Genomic DNA, 16,994 nt, shown 5'->3' with positions numbered 1-16,994 from the left:
TCGTTGCGCCAACCAAGGTTGGCGCCTACCAGAACCATGGTTGGCACCTGCCAGCGCGTGAGCTGCCGCAGGCAAGCGCCCCGGGGAGGATATCTCCGGGGCGTTGCTGTTTCTGAAGCACTCAGAAGCGTGCGGTGAAGTTCAGCCGCGTGGTGCGCCCTGGGCCCGGCATCAGGCTCATCGCCAGCGTGTCCATGTAGTAGGTGTTGCGCAGGTTGCTGACCACCAGCTCCACTTCGCTGCGCGGCGTGAACTGCCAGCGCGCATAGAAGTCATAAATCGCGGTCGGCAGGTAGATGTTCTGCAGGCCGGTCGAGCCGGTGGTGTTCCAGGGCTTGTCCAGTTCGTGGGTGGGGCCGCTGTTGTAGGTGCGGCGGATGCCGGTATCCAGCCGCTTGTCGAACAGGCGGAAGCCCAGCGTGCTGTGAATCGAGTACTTCGGTGGGTTCTGCGCGTTGACGAACGAGGTGCCGAAGCCGCCGTCCACGCAGTCTGGCGTGGTGTCCAGCTTGCTCCACTTCGCATAGGGGTCTTCGCGCAGGCGCTTGGCGGTGGCCGCATCGCAGGTGCGCGCGCGCTGGTAGTAGCTGGCCGACAGGTCCAGGTAGGCGATGCCGGCGTCATAGCCGGACTGCAGCTCATAGCCGGACACGGTGTAATTGTCGACGTTGTCGACGTAGAACGCCCAGTTGCTGGAATCGAAGCGGCGGGTAATGGCATTGTCGATATCGTTCTTGAACCACGCCACCTTGAACGCCAGGCGGTCACCGTTGCGCCACAGGTCCTGCTTGAGCAGGCTGAAGCCGATGTCCCACGAGCGGTTCTTCTCGGGCTTCAGGTCGGCCACCGGTGCCGAGGTGCTGTTGCCCAGCGTCGACTCGAACAGGCTGGGCATCTTCCAGCCTTGCGCGTACTTCACGTAGAAGAACATGTCCTCGTCGAGGTTGAAGCGTGCTTCGGCATAGGGCGCGAAGCCGTGGCCGGAGCGCCGGATCGCCGGCTTGTAGCCCCAGGCAGTGGGAATCTGCTTGGTATAGAAGCCGTTGGCGCCGCGCGGATCGGGAATGAAGCCGTCGAAATCGTAGGCCTGGCCCAGCGTGCTGTCGCCATAGGGCGTAGCGCGCAGCGAGTCATAGGTGTAATTGCCCTGGGCATCCGGGTACCACTCCTTGTACCAGCCGGGCAGCAGCTGGCCGCCCTTGCTCAGGCGCGCGAAGGTGTAGCGCAGGTCGCGCGATTCACTGACGAAGGCCACGCGGTTGCGGTCGCGGGTGCGGTAGTCGGTGAAGCGGCTGCCCGCGGTCAGCGACAGCCAGTCCCACGGCTGCCATTGCAGCGAGGCGACGACGCTGGCCTCGCGGCGCGTGCCCGAGCGCAGGTAGCGGTTGTTGTTGAAATCCACCGGCAGCACCGGTGAGTTGGGCGCGGTGTCCTCGTGCTGGAAGGAGGCGCCATAGCGCAGCGTCCAGTCGCCCAGATCATTGCTGAAGCGCGTGGTGTTGCTGCTGTCCACGCCCCAGCGCTGGGTCTTCACGTCCGACTGCAGTCCCGGGCCATAGGTCTCGCCCAGCGTGTCGGGCATCTGGTCGTTGGGCACGTCCTTGAACAGCGGCGTGTTGGCGATGTTGCTGTTGAACATGCGGCTGGTGGCGGTGGTGAACCACAGCGTGCTGCTCAGGTCCAGCCACGGATGCGCCTCGGGCCGGTAGCGATGGCGCAGCGAGGTGGCGTTGACCCGCATTTTTCCCGGCTCGAACTGGAACATGGTGTTGGCCTTGTCCACGTAGGTCACCCATTCGTTGGACTCGCCCACGCGTCCGATCGCCGACGGCATGATCTCGCCGAAGCTGGAGTTGAAGTAGCGATGGCTCAGCTCCAACCGCTGGTCCGGACTGGGCGTCCAGGTGAATTTAAGCAGTGCGGATTCGTTGTCGGTATGCGTGTTGAGCACTTCATCGCCCGGATGGAAGAGCTTGGACACCGCCTGGTTGGACATGCCGGTACCGCCGCTGGACAGGTGCTGGTTGTCGTAGCGATGCGCGCCGTTGCTGCCGGCGAAGAAGTTGCCCTGGCGGCGCCGCGCATAGGCCGCGACCAGCTGCCAGTCTTGGCCACGCTGGGCGAAGGCCACGCTGCCATTCCAGTCGCGCGGGTCGCGCAGGCTGTTGCGGTTGTCGCTGCCGCGCGCGATCTGCTTGAAGGTGCGGGTGCGGTCGATGCTGTTGTCGGCCACACCGCCGCGCACGCGCAGGCCCCAGGTCTGGCCATCGTCGAGGATGTCATCGACCTTCAGCGTCTCCATGTAGACCACGCCGCCGATCGCGCTGGCGGCGTTGGCGGCCAGGCTCGGCCCCTTCTCGATGCTGATCGCGCTGATCAGGTCCGGGTCGAGATAACTGCGCTGCTGCACGCCGGCATAGCCGCGGTACACGTCGATGGCCTGCTGGCCGCCGTCGATGATCACCGGCACCCGGTTCTGGCCCTGCAGGCCGCGGATGTTGACGTCCAGCGCACCGCCGTTGCGAACGTCAGCGGTGTGCACGCCCACCGCACCGGCCAGCACGTCGCCGATCGACTGGCCGCGGAAGCGTTCCAGTTGCTGATGGTCCAGGTGCACGCGGGAGCCGCTGTCACGGTAGACCGCGTCCGCATCGGCCAGCCCCCACGGTGAAGCGCCTTCGCCGGCCTGGCCAGCCACGCGCAGGGTGCCGATCTGGCGTACCCCGGCTTCAGCGGTGGGTGCCGCCTGCAGCACCACACCGCTGGCATCACGCTGGAAGGCCAGGCCGGTGCCGGCCAGCAGCTGCGCCAATGCGGCGTCAGTACCGAGCGTGGCCTGCACGCCGCTGCTGTGGCGGCCGCGGGTCAGGCGTGCGTCGGCGGCGATGGACAGGCCCGATTGCTGGCCGAACGCGGTCAGGGCCTGGTCGAGCGGGCCGGGCGCAATCTGCCAGCGGACCGCGGCGGTCTCCTGTGCATGGACCGAGGCCGGCAGCAGGCACGGGGAGGCCATGACCAGGCACAGCGCGATGGCCAGGGGGCGAGGGGAGGGGCAGGGCAGTTTCATGGGGGCGGCAACATCCGCAATGGGTTCCCTTGTAGTGCCCGGTGAGCGCGCAGAAAGGGAACCGCGATTTCAAAGCGGACGCACGACGGTCCACCACGGCCAGCGCTGCTCGACACGGATCGGCAGGGCGCGGGCCAGCAGATGCAGCGCCTGGGTGCTGTCCAGGCGTGGCAGTACTGCCGTGACTTTCAATGCGGCGAGCGCCGGATCACAGCCAAGATGGCCCTGATGGTGGCGGGCCAGCTCATCGATGACGCGGATCAAAGGCGTGTCCTGTACCTGCAGTCGTCCGTCCTGCCAGTCACCGCGCAGAGGATCGGCAGCGACCGTTGTGAGCCCGCCCATCGGGCCGATCCGCACCGCGCCTCCGGCAGCCACATCCAGCGCCGCACCGAACATCGGCAGGCAGCGCACCACGCCCTCGAACACATCCAGCCGGCTGCCCTGCGCCTCACGACCGACCGCGAAGCGGGTGCCGATCGGCTGCAGGCGTGCGCCCGGCACATGCACGGTCAACGGCTGGCCGGCGAACGCAGGGTGATGGCCGGTCTGCAGCAGCAGCTCGCCACGCAGCAGATGCAGGGCGCGGCGGCCGCTGCCGATGTCGATGGTGACTTCGCTGTCCGCGTTGAGCCACAACTGGCTGCCATCAATCAGCCTCCAGTGCCCGGTGCGCCCGGCAACGGTGCGCTGCGTCTGCAGGCCGCGTTGCGCCTGCAGGCCATGCAGGCCCAGCAGTGAAACCGCGCCGATGCCAAGTGCACCACCGAGGCTGCGCAGAGCCTGCCGGCGACGACGGCCTGCGGCATCCAGCGCGGTGGCGGCGGCCGGCGCCGACAGGGGCGCAAAGGACTGCCAGACCGACTCGACCCGACGCCACGCATCGGCGTGGCCGGCATCAGCCTGCAGCCATGCGCGCCAGCGGTACTGCTCGTCATCAGTCCAGCCCTGCTCGCGCAGCGCGAACCACTCTGCCGCCTGCTCCAGGGCCGGGCCAGCCAATGCCGCACTCATGCCGCCGCGTCGCCGGACAGGCGCAGGCAATGCAGCATCGCCTGCGCCATGTACTTCTTGACCATGCGCTCGGACACGCCCAGTTGTTGGCCGATCTCCGCATAGCCCAGGCCAGATAGTCGTGCCAGCAGGAACGCACGGCGTGGCCGCTCGGCCAGGCCGGACAGCATGTCGGCGATGGCATGCAGCAGCTGCAACGCCTGCGTGCGTTCTTCCGCCGATGGATGCACCGGCTCCGGCTGCGCGGCCAAGGCCGTCAGGTAGGCGCGCTCCAGATCCGCGCGCTGCCAGTGGTTGACCAGCAGGGCGTGCGCGATGGTGCTGAGGTAAGCGCGCGGCAGGCGCAGTTCGGACGGATCGACGCGACGGCTGAGCAGGCGCAGGAAGGTGTCCTGGGTCAGGTCGGCAGCGCAGTCGGCGTTGTGGGTGCGGCGGCGCAGCCAGCCCAGCAGCCAGCCATGGTGTTCGCGGTAGAACCCCGCCAGCGCGGTGCTGGAGGCGGCGGGCACGGCCATCGGCATCGATCATTAATGAGAATGATTCCCATTATAGGGTGATCGAGCGGTGTACGACAAACCCTGCGCACTTGGCAGCAGGCCGGAGGCGTGCATTTGCGATGCCCGCCGCGCTCGCCGACACTGCGGTCTTTCCACAAGGAGTGCCCGCATGTTCAGTCACATCACCGTCGGAACGAACGATATGGACGTCGCGCATCGCTTCTACGATGCCGTGTTCACCGCATTGGGCGCCCGTCCGGGTGTCTTCGATGACAAGGGGCGGCTGGTGTACTTCAAGGACGGCCGCATGTTCATCGTCACCGCACCGATCGATGGGCAGCCGGCGTGCCATGCCAACGGCGGCACGATTGGTTTCACCCTCGACAGCGCCGAGGCGGTGCGTGGCTGGCAGGATGCGGGCGTAAGCCACGGTGGCACCGCCATCGAAGACCCGGCCGGCATCCGCAACATGGCCGGGCGGCAGCTGTTCCTGGCCTACCTGCGCGACCCGGATGGCAACAAGCTGTGCGCGGTGCATGTGATGTCGTGATTGGACAGTACGCGCGTGGCCGCGATGCACGCGGTCCGCGCGCGGCTGCGCTCGCAGGCACGCTTCGGCGCGCGCGTGATAGCACGGAATGGTGGGCCGGGCCTGTGACCGCAGGCCGCAACTTCATGCTCTGTCCACTGCGGTTCAGCCAGAATCGGTCGGCTAACCCTTTGATCTACCGGAGAACGCCGCCCCATGGAAGTACTGGAGCCGCAACAATCCCCGGTGCGCACCCTCCGACCTGTGTTCGCCTTCGCGGCGATCGTTGTCGTGGCGTTCGCGCTGTTTGTCAGCCTGTTCCCGCTCGGTGCGGGCCGCCTTCTGGTCAAGGCGCAGGACTGGGCCGCACTCAATGTCGGCTGGTACTACCTGCTGGCGATGACCCTGTACCTGGTGTTCGTGGTCGGCGTGGCGCTGTCCAAGTACGGTGGCATCAAGCTCGGCGCCGACCATGACGAGCCGGAGTTCAGCTACCTTTCCTGGGCCGGCATGCTGTTCGCCGCCGGCATCAGCATCACCCTGTTCTTCTTCTGCGTTTCCGAACCGCTGACCCACTACCTGCAGCCGCCGCAGGGCGATCCGGCGGCCGGCGAGGCCGGCGCGCGCCAGGCCATGCAGCTGCTGTTCCTGCACTGGGGCCTGCATGGCTGGGGCGTGTTCGCACTCGCGGCGATGGCGATGGCCTACTTCGCCTACCGCCACAACCTGCCGCTGGCCCTGCGTTCGGCGCTGTACCCGCTGATCGGCAAGCGCATCAATGGCCCGATCGGCTATACCGTGGATGCGCTGGGCATTGTCGCCACCGTGTTCGGCATCGGCGCCGACATGGGCTTCGGCGTGCTGCACCTCAACGCTGGCCTGTCGCACCTGTTCAACATCCCGCACTCCAACCTGGTGCAGATCATCCTGGTGGTCAGCATGATGGGCGCGGCGGTGGCCGTGGCCGTTTCAGGCGTGGAGAAGGGCGTGCGCTGGATGGCCAACATCAACATGCTGCTGGCGATCGCGCTGGTGCTGTTCATGCTGTGCGCCGGCCCTACCCAGTATCTGCTCAGCACGCTGATGCAGAACCTGGGCGACTACCTCGGCAGCGTGGTCGGCAAGAGTTTCGACGTGTACGCCTATGGCGGCCGACCGGAATGGCTGGGCGGCTGGACGGTGTTCTACTGGGCCTGGTGGATCGGCTGGGCGCCGTTCGTCGGCCTGTTCATCGCCCGCATCTCGCGTGGCCGCACCATCCGCGAATTCGTGTTCGGCGTGCTGCTGATCCCGCTCGGCTTCACCTTGGCGTGGCTGTCGATCTTCGGCAACAGTGCACTGGACCAGGTGCTGCACCATGGCCAGCAGCAACTGGCGCAACTGGCGGTAGATGATCCACCCACCGTGCTGTATGCCCTGCTGGATGGGTATCCGTGGAGCAAGGCGGTGATCGCGGTGACGGTGTTCGTCAGTTTCATTTTCTTCGTGACATCGGCTGACTCCGGCGCGGTGGTGCTGTCCACGTTGTCCTCGCATGGCGGGGCGCCGGAGGATGATGGCCCGCGTTGGCTGCGTGTGTTCTGGGGCACGGTGATCGCGGTGCTGACCGCCGGGTTGCTGCTGGCCGGCAGCATCGATGCGCTGAAATCGGCGGTGGTGCTGGCGTCGCTGCCGTTTTCGGCGGTGTTGTTGCTGATGATGTGGGGCCTGACCCGCGCCTTCAGTGACGAATCGCATCGCAAGCGCGCGCTGCAGTACCGTCCCTCGCCGCTGATCGGTGACGACCGCCACCACCAGGGCTGGCGCCAGCGCCTGAGCCAGGCCATGCACTTCCCGGTGCGCGACCAGGTCTACCGCTTCATGGACGACACCGTGAAGCCAGCGATGGAGGCGGTGGCCGAACAGCTGCGCGGGCAGGGCTGGGACGTGGCGACGCGCTTCGAGGCTGGCGACATGGAGTTGACGGTGAATCACGGCGAGCAGCAGGACTTCCTGTACCGGGTGATCCTGAGCGGCTACCTGACCCCGTCGTTCGCCGCGCAGCAGCTGCGCAACCAGCGCTACTACCGCGCTGAAGTGCACCTGTTCGAAGGCAGCCAGGACTACGACCTGGTCGGCTACAGCCGCAAGCAGATCATCAACGACATCATCAGCCAGTACGAACGGCACCTGCAGTTCCTGCACCTGAGCCGCTGATGCACGACCGCCGGGCTGGCCCCGGCGGTCAGTGGTAGTGCCGGCCGCTGGCCGGCAGCACAATTGGGGCGGCGCATCACCGCCGCCCCGATATCGCATCAGAACCGGTAGCGCGCCCCCAGCGAGACGAACTGCCCGCGCAGGTTGTACTGGCTGATGTCGAAACCGTTGGAGCCACCGGCCGGGTCGAACGGCGGGTCCTTGTCGGTCAGGTTCAGCACCGACAGCGACAACGTGGTGTGGGGAATACCTTCGTACGCCACGTACAGGTCCAGCTGGTGATACGGCTTGATGCGGTCACGCAGCCCCGGGTTGCTGGTGGCCGTCGCCACGCGCTGGTCGTAGCCACTCACGTACTGCAGGCTCAGCGTGCTGCTCCAGTCGCCCACCGCCCAGTTCAGCGAGGTGGTGCCGCGGGTGCGCGGCAGTGCGCCGTGGCGGTTGTTGCCGGCCCCGTCATAGGGCGCCTGGCCGGCCACCAGCGGCTGCTTGAAGCTGAGCAGGTGGGTCCAGCTGCCGGCGACGGTGAAGTTGCCCCAACCGTCGGTGCGGAAGGTACGGCTGGCGTCCAGGTCCAGCCCCGAGGTGGTCAGTTCGCCCTGGTTGGCGTACTGGTTGGTGATGAATTGGATGCGTCCGTTCTCGCGTTGTACGCGGCCCGGGAACAGGGTCGGGTTGTCGACGATGAACTGCGCACTGTCCGGCTTGACCAGGTTGTCCTGTTCGATGCGGTACCAGTCCAGGCCGATGCTGGTATCGCCATCCGGCGACCACACCGCACCCACGTTGAAGTTACGCGAGCGCTCGGCCTTCAGGTCCGGGTTGCCGGTGCGGATGTTGGTCACGCCGCGGCTGCCACCCGGTTGCAGTGGGTCGAACGGATCGATCACCGAGCCGTAGCTGACGGTCTGGCCCGGCGCGATCTCCGGCAGCGACGGCGCACGGAAGCCACGCGAGAACGAGCCGCGCAGCAGCAGGCTGTCCAGCGGCTGCCAGCGCAATGCCACCTTCGGCGAGAACGCCTTGCCGAAGTCATCGTAGCGGTCGCCGCGACCGGCCAGCTGCAGTTCCAGCGTGCGGTGCAGCGGGACGCTCAGTTCGGCGTAGGCGGCACTGACCTGGCGCTCGCCGTTGACCACGTTGATGGCCGGGCGCAGCTCGGTACCCGACAGCACCTGTGCGCTGGTGCGCGCATCCAATGATTCCTTGCGGAACTCGGCGCCCCAGGCGAAGCCGACTGCACCGGCCGGCAGCTCCCACAGCGTGGTCGACGCCTTTACGTTCAACGAGTGCAGCTTGTACCAGCCCGGACGCTTGGTCTGCAGGCGCAGTGCATCCAGCGCCCCCGGCGTGCTGGACGGGTTGAGGAAGTTGTAGCTGCCATCGCGCAGGATCTGCTCGAAGGCGTAGCGGTTGACGAAGTTGTCGACGTACTCGCGCTGTGCACTCTGCGAGGTCAGCGCTGCCACTTCCCAGTCCCAGCGCTCGCCACTGCCACGCACCCCGGCCAGGGCACGGTAGAACACCTGGGTGTTGTCCTTCAGGCGCGGGCCGAGATCGTAGAAGGTGTACTCGAACGGCAGCGGCGTGCTGCCCGGGTTGTTCGGGTGGCCGACCGGCAGCACCGGCGGCACATCGATCAGGGTGCCGGTGGCCGGGTTGTAGGCACGCAGGCCCGGCCCGACGGTCAGTGGCGCGCTGAAGATCTGGTCGGCCTTGTTGTGGCTGTACAGCACATCGGCAAACGCTTCGACGCTGTCATTGAAGCGGTAGGTCGCACTCAGCGACGCCTGCAGGCGCTCGGCGCCGGGCTGCAGGGTCTTGAACGGCTGCGCATTGAAGGCGCAGGCCTGGCCGGGCAGGGTGCTGCCGAAGTCGCTGTACGGGCGCAGCTGGCTGCCGTCGGGGCAGTTGGCGAACGGCTGCGGTGCACGGGGGTTGCTCAGCCAGTTGCCACCGGCAGTGGACCAGCCGGCCAGGCGGCCACCGGGCTTGTCGCGGAAGTCACCACTGCGGGTATAGGCGCGGTCATCGCCATCAAGGCGGTCGCGCTTGAGCAGGTCAAGCCCGAACAGCACGTTCCAGCCCTGCTGTTCCAGATCACCGAAGCCGGCCAGCAGGTTGGCCTTGCGTTCGTTCAGGCCGCCCTGGGTGGCGGTGCCGAAGCCGCCGCCGACTTCCACGCCCTGGAAGTTCTTGCGCAGGATGATGTTGATGACGCCGGCGATGGCGTCGGAGCCGTACACCGCCGAGGCACCGTCCTTCAGCACTTCGATGCGCTCGACCGCACTGATCGGCAGCGCATTGAGGTCGACGAAGGTGTCCTGGGTGTTGAGCGCGAAGCCGAAGTTGGAGACGCGGTAGCCGTTGACCAGCACCAGCGTGTTCTTCGGTGACAGGCCGCGCAGGCCGATTGATGCAGAACCGGCGGCGAAGCTGCCGGTGTACTGCTCGTCGAAGCTGTTGCCGGCATTGGCCGACAGGTTGCGCAGCACGTCGGTGAGGGTGGAACGACCGGTCTGTTCGATCTGTTCGCGGCTCACGATCTGCACCGGGTTGGGCCCGGCGGTATCGCTGCGCTTGATGTTGGAGCCGGTCACCAGCACGGTGCCGAGGGTGGTGCTGTCCTTGCCGGTGTCGGCGGTTTCAGCGGCGCCGGCAGTGCCGGCGGTGAGTCCCAGCGCGATCGCGCCGGCAAGCAGGTTCAGGGTGGTGCGGTACATGGAAGCGACAACGCCGAACGGGGGAGGAGCCGTCAGTACCGCACGCAGCCACGTGCGCCTTCCAATGACGAAAGCGCATTCAGTTATACATCACAGGTTCTTAACGAAAGTCTGTGGCCTCGGTGGGGCGGTCTGTGCTTCGGTGGGTGCGGACCGTTGGTCCGCACTCCTGCTGCGGGTCAGATCCCTTTCCAACGGAAAGGGATCCGACCCCGGTTGTCCGGCCATCAAGGCCGCAGCAGCACCTTGCCGTTGCGTCCCGAACCCGCACCGGCCTTTGCCGCCTGGGCGATGTCGTCCAGTGCGAAGATCTGCTCCACCGGCAGGGTCAGTTCGCCGCTCGCCGCGCGCTTCAGCAGTTCGCCAACCAGCCGGCGCTTGTCCTCCACCGCCATCGCCTGGCTGACCTTGCTGCCCCAGAAACCCTTCACCGTGGCTTCCTTGTAGATCAGGCCGCCGGCGGGAATGCGCATGGGTTCGCCGCTCATCACACCGAACGACACCAGGGTGCCGTGGTGGCCAAGCAGGTCGACCAGATCGCCGCTGGCGTCGCCGCCAATGGAATCCACCGCGGCCGCGGCCTGTGCTTCGCCGGTCGCCTCACGCACGCGATCCTTCCAGCCGTCCACCGAGGTGTCGAACACATGATCGATGCCCAGCGCCTGCAACTGTGCGACCGCATCGGCATTGCGCACCAGGTTGGCCACATGCACGCCACGCGCCCGCGCCAGCATCGCCAGCGATTTGCCCACCGCGCCGTTGGCAGTGTTCTGCACGACCCACTGGCCCGCCTCGACGTGCAGGAACTCCAGCAGCATCAGCGCGCTCAGCGGCATCGCGATCAACTGTGCGGCCATTTCGTCGGGGATCGCCTCCGGCATCGGAATCACCATGCGTTCCGGTGCGATGAAGGCCTCGGCCCAGGTGCCGTGCACCGATGCGGCGGCCACCCGCTGGCCGATCTGCAGGCCGTCGACGCCGTCGCCGAGTGCATCGACCACGCCCAGTGCTTCACTGCCACCGATCGCCGGCAGCGTTGGCTTGTAGCCATACAGGCCGCGCACGGTCAGCAGGTCGTGGTTGTGGATCGAGGCCAGCACGGTGCGGATGCGCACCTCGCCGGGGCCGGGCTCGGGCAAGGCGGCATCGGCAATGGCAAGGACGTCGGCCGGGTCGCCGAAGGAGGGGTACTGGGCAGCGCGCATGGGCGGTGTTCCGGGGAAAGTTGATGTTGTACCGAACTGGGGACGCAGGCGTTGTCGACAAGGCGCCGCAGGTGCAACACGGCATCCTGCGACTGATCGTCGCGACATGTGTTGATTACCGCATCTTGTGTTGACGGGCTGGAATATCCCCACTATGTTGTGTCCGTCACTCCCGGTCAGCCGCCGCCGCCGGACATGCAGCAAACGTCCCGCGGCCCGCCCCTGAAGGCTTGCCGTGTCGACGCGGCCGCCATCGAGCGGACCCAGATCGCCCCCACGGCCCGGATACCGGCCGCAGGCGCAGGCTGTTGCCGACGATCTGGTGTTCCCGCGCTTTGGCATCCCACCCCGACCGCCCCGTGCGCCGGTATCGCGTGCAGGGCCGCCATGGCATCGACCGCCAACGCGCGTGCGAGCCTGGAGTTTCACCACCATGACCGACAGTACCTTCCGCGTGGCCGATCTGGCCGGCGCCGGCGACGCCTTGCGCGCCGGTGGCGAGCGCGTGCCGACCTGGATCACCAAGGAGGCCGGCAACCGTCGCCTGCCGTTCGAGGCCGAGCGCCTGCAGCGCAGCATCGATGCCGTGCATGCCGAGTTCCCGCAGCTGGATGTGAGCGACTACCGCCGCGTGGTGCAGGCGATGGTCGAACGCAAACCGAGCATCAGCGCCGATGACCTGGTCGATCTGCTGATCCGCGAGGCCGAGTCGCGGGTGGACCTGGTCGCGCCGGAGTGGGAACAGTTTGCCGCGCGCATCTACCTGCGCCGCCTGTACAAGCGCGCCAGCCGCAACCGCTTCTACGACGTTGGACTGAAGTACGGTTCCTACGTGGGCCTGCAGGAAAGCCTGGCCGACCGCGGCATCTACAGCAACGACATCCTGCGCTGCTATTCCAAGGAAGAGCTGCAGCAGGCCGGCGAGATGATCGACCCGGAACGGGACCGCCTGTTCGCCTACAACGGCCTGTACCTGCTGGCCACGCGCTACCTGGCCAGCGACCGCAGCCGCGAGGTCTATGAACTGCCGCAGGAGCGCTGGCTGACCATCGCGCTGTACCTGATGCAGGAGGAAAAGCCGCGCGAGCGGCGCATGCAGCTGGTCGGTGAGGCGTACTGGGCGCTGTCGAACCTGTACATGACGGTGGCCACACCGACCCTGGCCAATGCCGGCAAGGTGGGCGGGCAGTTGTCGAGCTGCTTCATCGACACGGTGGACGACAGCCTGCAGGGCATCTATGACTCCAACACCGATATCGCCCGTGTTTCGAAACACGGCGGCGGCGTTGGTGCCTATCTGGGCTATGTGCGCAGCAGCGGCGCGCCGATCCGTGGCGTGGCCAATTCCTCCGGTGGCGTGGTGCCGTGGATCAAGCAGCTCAACAACACGGCGGTGTCGGTTGATCAGCTCGGCCAGCGCAAGGGTGCAGTGGCGGTGTACCTGGACATCTGGCACCGCGATATCGAAGCCTTCATGGACCTGCGCCTCAACAACGGCGACCAGCGCCTGCGCGCGCACGATGTGTTCACCTCGGTGTGCGTGCCCGACCTGTTCATGGAAGCGGTCGAACGTCGCGCCGACTGGTACCTGTTCGACCCGCACGAGGTGAAGCAGGCCAAGGGCTGGTACCTGCAGGACTTCTACGACGAGAAGCGTGGTTCTGGCAGCTTCCGTGACCGCTACGCCGAGCTGGTGGCCGATGAGCGCATCAGCCGCCGCACGGTGAAGGCCATCGATCTGTTCAAGCGGATCATGCTCAGCCAGCTGGAGACCGGCAACCCGTTCCTGTTCTACCGCGACGAGGTCAACCGCCGGAACCCGAACAAGCACGCGGGCATGATCTATTCCAGCAACCTGTGCACCGAGATCCTGCAGAACATGAGCCCGACGCGGATGATCCAGGAGATCGTCAGCGGCGACCAGATCGTGACTACGCGCCGCGCCGGTGACTTCGTGGTCTGCAACCTGTCCTCGATCAACCTCGGACGTGCGATCAGTGCGCCGGATGACCTGCTGGCCACCGACGTGCTGGAGCGCCTGATCCCGATCCAGGTGCGCATGCTCGACAACGTGATCGACCTCAATGCGCTGCCGGTGCCGCAGGCCACCATCACCAACCGCAAATACCGCGCCATCGGCCTGGGCACCTTCGGCTGGCACCATCTGCTGGCGCAGCAGGCGATCCAATGGGAATCGCCGGATGCCGAAGCGCTGGCCGACCGCCTCTACGAGCGCATCAACTTCCTGACCATCCAGGCCAGCGCGCAGCTGGCGAAGGAGAAAGGCAGCTACCCGATGTTCACCGGCAGCGACTGGCACAACGGCCGCTACTTCAGTGACCGCGACTACAGCGGCGCGGCCTGGGACAGCCTGGCCCGCGAGGTCGCCACGCACGGCCTGCGCAACGGCTGGCTGCTGGCGGTGGCACCGAACATGAGCACCGCGCAGATTGCCGGTTCCACCGCCTCCATCGACCCGATCTACAGCGCGTTCTACTACGAGGAAAAGAAGGATTTCCGGCGTCCGGTGGCCGCTCCGGGTTTGTCGCTGGAGACCTGGCCGTACTACGAGAAGGGTGCCTACAAGGTCGACCAGTTCGCCAGCGTGCGCCAGAACGCGCGCCGCCAGCGCCACGTCGACCAGTCGATCAGCTTCAACATGTACGTGCCTAGCACGATCCGCGCCAGCACGCTGCTGGAGCTGCACCTGAGCGCATGGCGCGAAGGCCTGAAGACCACCTACTACGTGCGTTCCAACGACATCGACATCAGCGAATGCGAGTGGTGCTCCAGCTGACCGCCGGCGACCCACGGTAGTGCCGGCCGCTGGCCGGCAACCCCGCGATCCACGGTAGTGCCGGCCGCTGGCCGGCAACACGATAGAACGAGAACGAAGGCAGAAACCCATGGCAACCCCCCTCGACCGCATCAAGATCCTCGAACCGCGCCATCCCAACCGCAGCACCGGCATCATCAACGGCTGCACCAGCGGCATCCTCAACTGGAACGACATTCCTTACCCGTCGTTCTATCGGGCCTACAAGGAGCTGTCGACCAACTTCTGGATTCCCGACGAGGTCGACATGAAGCTCGATGCCCGCCAGTACGGCGAGCTCAACGCGCGTGAGAAGAACGCCTACGACTCCATCATCGGCCTGCTGGCCACGCTCGACTCACCGCAGACCCGCTTCATCTACAACGTGGCCGAGTACATCACCGATCCCGCCGCGCATGCCAATGCAGCGATCATCGGCCAGCAGGAAGTGATCCACAACGAGAGCTACAGCTACGTGCTGGCCTCGATCACCGACCTGCCGAACCAGAACCGCATCTTCGAGATCGCCCGCACCCACCCGACCATCATCAAGCGCAACGCACCTATCATGGGCGCGTATGACGACTTCATGCGCGAGAAGACCGCCGAGACCCTGCTGAAGTCGCTGATCCAGTCCTCGATCCTGGAAGGCATCAACTTCTATTCCGGTTTCGCCTACTTCTACAACATGGTGCGGCAGAACCGCATGAACGGCACCGGCAAGATCATCAGCTTCATCAACCGCGACGAGCTGGCGCATACCAAGTTCATCAGCGAGTTGATCCGCGCCATCATCGGCGAGAACCCGGAGCTTCAGACCAACGAGCTGACCGCCTACGTGCACCAATCGTTCGAGCACGCCATCGAGCTGGAGACGCAATGGTCGTCGGAGGTGCTGGACGGTATTGACGGCATCGACGTGGACGAGATGGTGCGCTACGTGAAGTACCGCGCCAACAAGATGGCCGGCATGCTCGGCATCGAACGCCTGTACAGCGACACCACCGACAATGTGATGCCGTGGATCAAGGCCTACGCCGACAACTTCACCGAAACCAAGACCGACTTCTTCGAGATGCGCAATGCAAGTTACAAGAAGACCAACGTCGACAACGGCTTCGACGACCTCTGAGCCCAGCGAAGCGCTGAGCATTCTGCTGGTGGTCGCCTCCTTGAGCGGCAACACCCGAGAGCTCGGCCGGCAGATCGCCGAGCGCTGCCGCGCTGCAGGTCACGCCGTGCACTGGCACGAGGCCGACGACCTGCGGCAGGCGCCGCCGCTGGCCGCCGGCGAGGCCGATCTGGTCCTGCTGGGCTGCTGGACCGACAACGCCGGCCGCACGCCGGCGGAGATGAAGGCGTGGGTGGCCGGCATTGCCGAGCGCGGCGAGCGGCCACGGCAGCTGGCGGTGTTCGGCACCGGCGAAACGCAGTGGGGGCAGGAGTACTACTGCGGTGCCGTGCACCGGCTGATCCGCTACTTCCGCAGCGACTACCCGCCGCTGGAGATCGAACAGATGCCGCATGGCGTTCGCCATGCCGCGGCCATCGAGGCCTGGACCGACGCGGTCCTGGCCCATTACTGGAGCAACACCGATGCAGATCATCGACGCCACCACGCCTGAGCAGTTCCAGCAGCTGCTGGCCGAACATCCGCGGGTGCTGGTGGATTTCCACAAGGACCAGTGCCCAGGGTGCCGGATGCTGGAGATGTCGCTGCACCGCGTGGCGACCAGCAGTGCAGGGCAGGGCATCACCCTGCTGCGCGTGCAGCTGGAAGTGCTGGGTGAAGCGTTCTTCAGGGGACTGGGGTTGCGGCAGACGCCGACGCTGTCCCTGTTCCGTGACGGCGACGAACGCACCCGCCTGGCCGGGTTCCAGTCGCCGCAGCAGATTGAAGCCGCCATTGCGCTGTATCTGTAGAGTCGAGCGATGCTCGACTGCTGTTCGCGCGGTGATGGAATGAGTCGAGCATGGCTCGACTCTACAAAGGCATCCACGCATGGCGTGGATCTACTTGGGGCAGGACCGAGCCCGGCGTTTGGCATTACCCGCCGCTGAAGGTATCCACCAGCAGCTTCACGTTCAGCACCACGATCACCAGCGCGATCACCCAGGCGATGCCGCCCAGCCAGCGCGGGGCCACCAGCGCGCCCATCGTCACTTTGTCGGTCACGATCCGCACCAGCGGAATGATCGCGAACGGCAGCTGCATCGACAGCACCACCTGGCTCAGCACCAGCAGCTTTACCGCGCCCTGGTCGCCAAACAGCATGATCACCACCACCACCGGAATGATCGCCAGCGCCCGCGTGATCAGCCGACGCAGCCACGGCGGCAGACGCAGGTGCAGGAAGCCTTCCATCACGATCTGGCCGGCCAGCGTGGCGGTCACCGTTGAATTCAGGCCCGAGGCCAACAGGGCAATCGCAAACAGTGTCGCCGCCGCGCCTACGCCGAGCATCGGCGCCAGCAGCTGGTGCGCCTGCTCGATGTCTTCCACATCAAATCGGCCATTGGCATGGAACACCGCCGCCGCCAGGATCAGGATGCTGGCGTTGATGAACAGTGCCAGGGTCAGTGCAAGGGTGCTGTCGGTCACCGCCCAGCGCAGCGCGCTGCGTCGGCCCTCATCGGTGCGCGGGTAGGCACGGGTCTGCACGATGGACGAGTGCAGATAGAGATTGTGCGGCATCACCGTGGCACCAATGATGCCGATGGCGATGTACAGCGCGTGCGGATCAGTTACCACCTGCGCGCGCGGGATGAAGCCGCCCAGCACTTCCATCACCGGCGGTGCAGCCAGCGCGATCTGCACCACGAAGCAGCCGAAGATCACCATCAGCAATGCGATCACGAAGGCTTCCAGCGCACGGAAACCGCGGTTCATCAGCAGCAGCACCAGCAGCGTGTCCAGCGCGGGGTTCACCGCGCCCCCCAGCCACCGC

Annotated in this window: 12 protein-coding genes; 6 read left to right on the top strand and 6 right to left on the bottom strand. The window is 66.1% G+C overall.

Features of this window, described 5'->3' with window-relative positions; genetic code table 11:
* Positions 1-121 precede the first annotated feature (121 nt).
* The 3 genes from ACMZ91_RS13570 to ACMZ91_RS13560 form a co-directional block, all read right to left on the bottom strand.
* Positions 122-3,067: a TonB-dependent receptor gene (locus ACMZ91_RS13570; protein ID WP_414577130.1), complete on the bottom strand. Its 2,946-nt coding sequence runs from the start codon at positions 3,065-3,067 to the stop codon at positions 122-124.
* A 69-nt stretch (positions 3,068-3,136) separates the two neighbouring features.
* Entirely contained in the window at positions 3,137-4,081 is a 945-nt protein-coding gene (locus ACMZ91_RS13565) for a FecR family protein (protein WP_414577128.1), read from the bottom strand.
* Positions 4,078-4,596, bottom strand: coding sequence for a sigma-70 family RNA polymerase sigma factor (locus tag ACMZ91_RS13560; RefSeq protein WP_005409975.1), 519 nt, complete (start codon positions 4,594-4,596; stop codon positions 4,078-4,080). The genes ACMZ91_RS13565 and ACMZ91_RS13560 overlap by 4 nt, the downstream gene beginning before the upstream one ends.
* Before the next feature lie 151 nt (positions 4,597-4,747).
* Between ACMZ91_RS13560 and ACMZ91_RS13555 the strand changes: the two genes are divergently transcribed.
* Both ACMZ91_RS13555 and betT read left to right on the top strand, forming a co-directional pair.
* Positions 4,748-5,128: a VOC family protein gene (locus ACMZ91_RS13555; RefSeq protein WP_049461510.1), complete on the top strand. Its 381-nt coding sequence runs from the start codon at positions 4,748-4,750 to the stop codon at positions 5,126-5,128.
* 195 nt (positions 5,129-5,323) lie between these two features.
* Positions 5,324-7,303: a choline BCCT transporter BetT gene (gene betT, locus ACMZ91_RS13550; RefSeq protein ID WP_049400600.1), complete on the top strand. Its 1,980-nt coding sequence runs from the start codon at positions 5,324-5,326 to the stop codon at positions 7,301-7,303.
* A 98-nt stretch (positions 7,304-7,401) separates the two neighbouring features.
* Here the strand turns inward: betT and ACMZ91_RS13545 are convergent, their stop codons facing one another.
* Both ACMZ91_RS13545 and ACMZ91_RS13540 read right to left on the bottom strand, forming a co-directional pair.
* Positions 7,402-10,026 (bottom strand): TonB-dependent receptor, encoded by a 2,625-nt coding sequence (locus ACMZ91_RS13545; RefSeq protein ID WP_414577126.1) that lies wholly within the window; start codon positions 10,024-10,026, stop codon positions 7,402-7,404.
* A 227-nt stretch (positions 10,027-10,253) separates the two neighbouring features.
* Positions 10,254-11,231, bottom strand: coding sequence for a zinc-binding dehydrogenase (locus ACMZ91_RS13540; RefSeq protein ID WP_049461512.1), 978 nt, complete (start codon positions 11,229-11,231; stop codon positions 10,254-10,256).
* A 433-nt stretch (positions 11,232-11,664) separates the two neighbouring features.
* On the opposite strand from ACMZ91_RS13540, the gene ACMZ91_RS13535 reads away from it, so the two are divergent.
* The 4 genes from ACMZ91_RS13535 (at position 11,665) to ACMZ91_RS13520 (ending at position 15,969) form a co-directional block, all read left to right on the top strand.
* Positions 11,665-14,028 carry a ribonucleoside-diphosphate reductase subunit alpha gene (locus tag ACMZ91_RS13535; RefSeq protein ID WP_049461513.1) on the top strand — a complete coding sequence of 788 codons (2,364 nt, stop codon included), beginning with the start codon at positions 11,665-11,667 and terminating at the stop codon, positions 14,026-14,028.
* 109 nt (positions 14,029-14,137) lie between these two features.
* Positions 14,138-15,178 carry a ribonucleotide-diphosphate reductase subunit beta gene (locus ACMZ91_RS13530; RefSeq protein WP_049461514.1) on the top strand — a complete coding sequence of 347 codons (1,041 nt, stop codon included), beginning with the start codon at positions 14,138-14,140 and terminating at the stop codon, positions 15,176-15,178.
* Between the two features lie 25 nt (positions 15,179-15,203).
* Entirely contained in the window at positions 15,204-15,671 is a 468-nt protein-coding gene (locus tag ACMZ91_RS13525; protein WP_080356501.1) for a flavodoxin, read from the top strand.
* Positions 15,643-15,969: a thioredoxin family protein gene (locus tag ACMZ91_RS13520; RefSeq protein WP_049461515.1), complete on the top strand. Its 327-nt coding sequence runs from the start codon at positions 15,643-15,645 to the stop codon at positions 15,967-15,969. Before ACMZ91_RS13525 ends, ACMZ91_RS13520 begins: the two co-directional genes overlap by 29 nt.
* A 124-nt stretch (positions 15,970-16,093) precedes the next feature.
* On the opposite strand, the gene ACMZ91_RS13515 is transcribed toward ACMZ91_RS13520, so the two are convergent.
* The coding region (locus ACMZ91_RS13515) for an Nramp family divalent metal transporter (RefSeq protein WP_495497666.1) at positions 16,094-16,994 on the bottom strand (901 nt) is incomplete at its 5' end.

Source organism: Stenotrophomonas sp. FR024 (genome assembly GCF_047500745.2).
Classification (GTDB): domain Bacteria; phylum Pseudomonadota; class Gammaproteobacteria; order Xanthomonadales; family Xanthomonadaceae; genus Stenotrophomonas; species Stenotrophomonas maltophilia_A.
The sequence above is the reverse complement of the archived record's forward strand: the minus strand, read 5'-3'. Positions and strand labels throughout refer to the sequence as shown.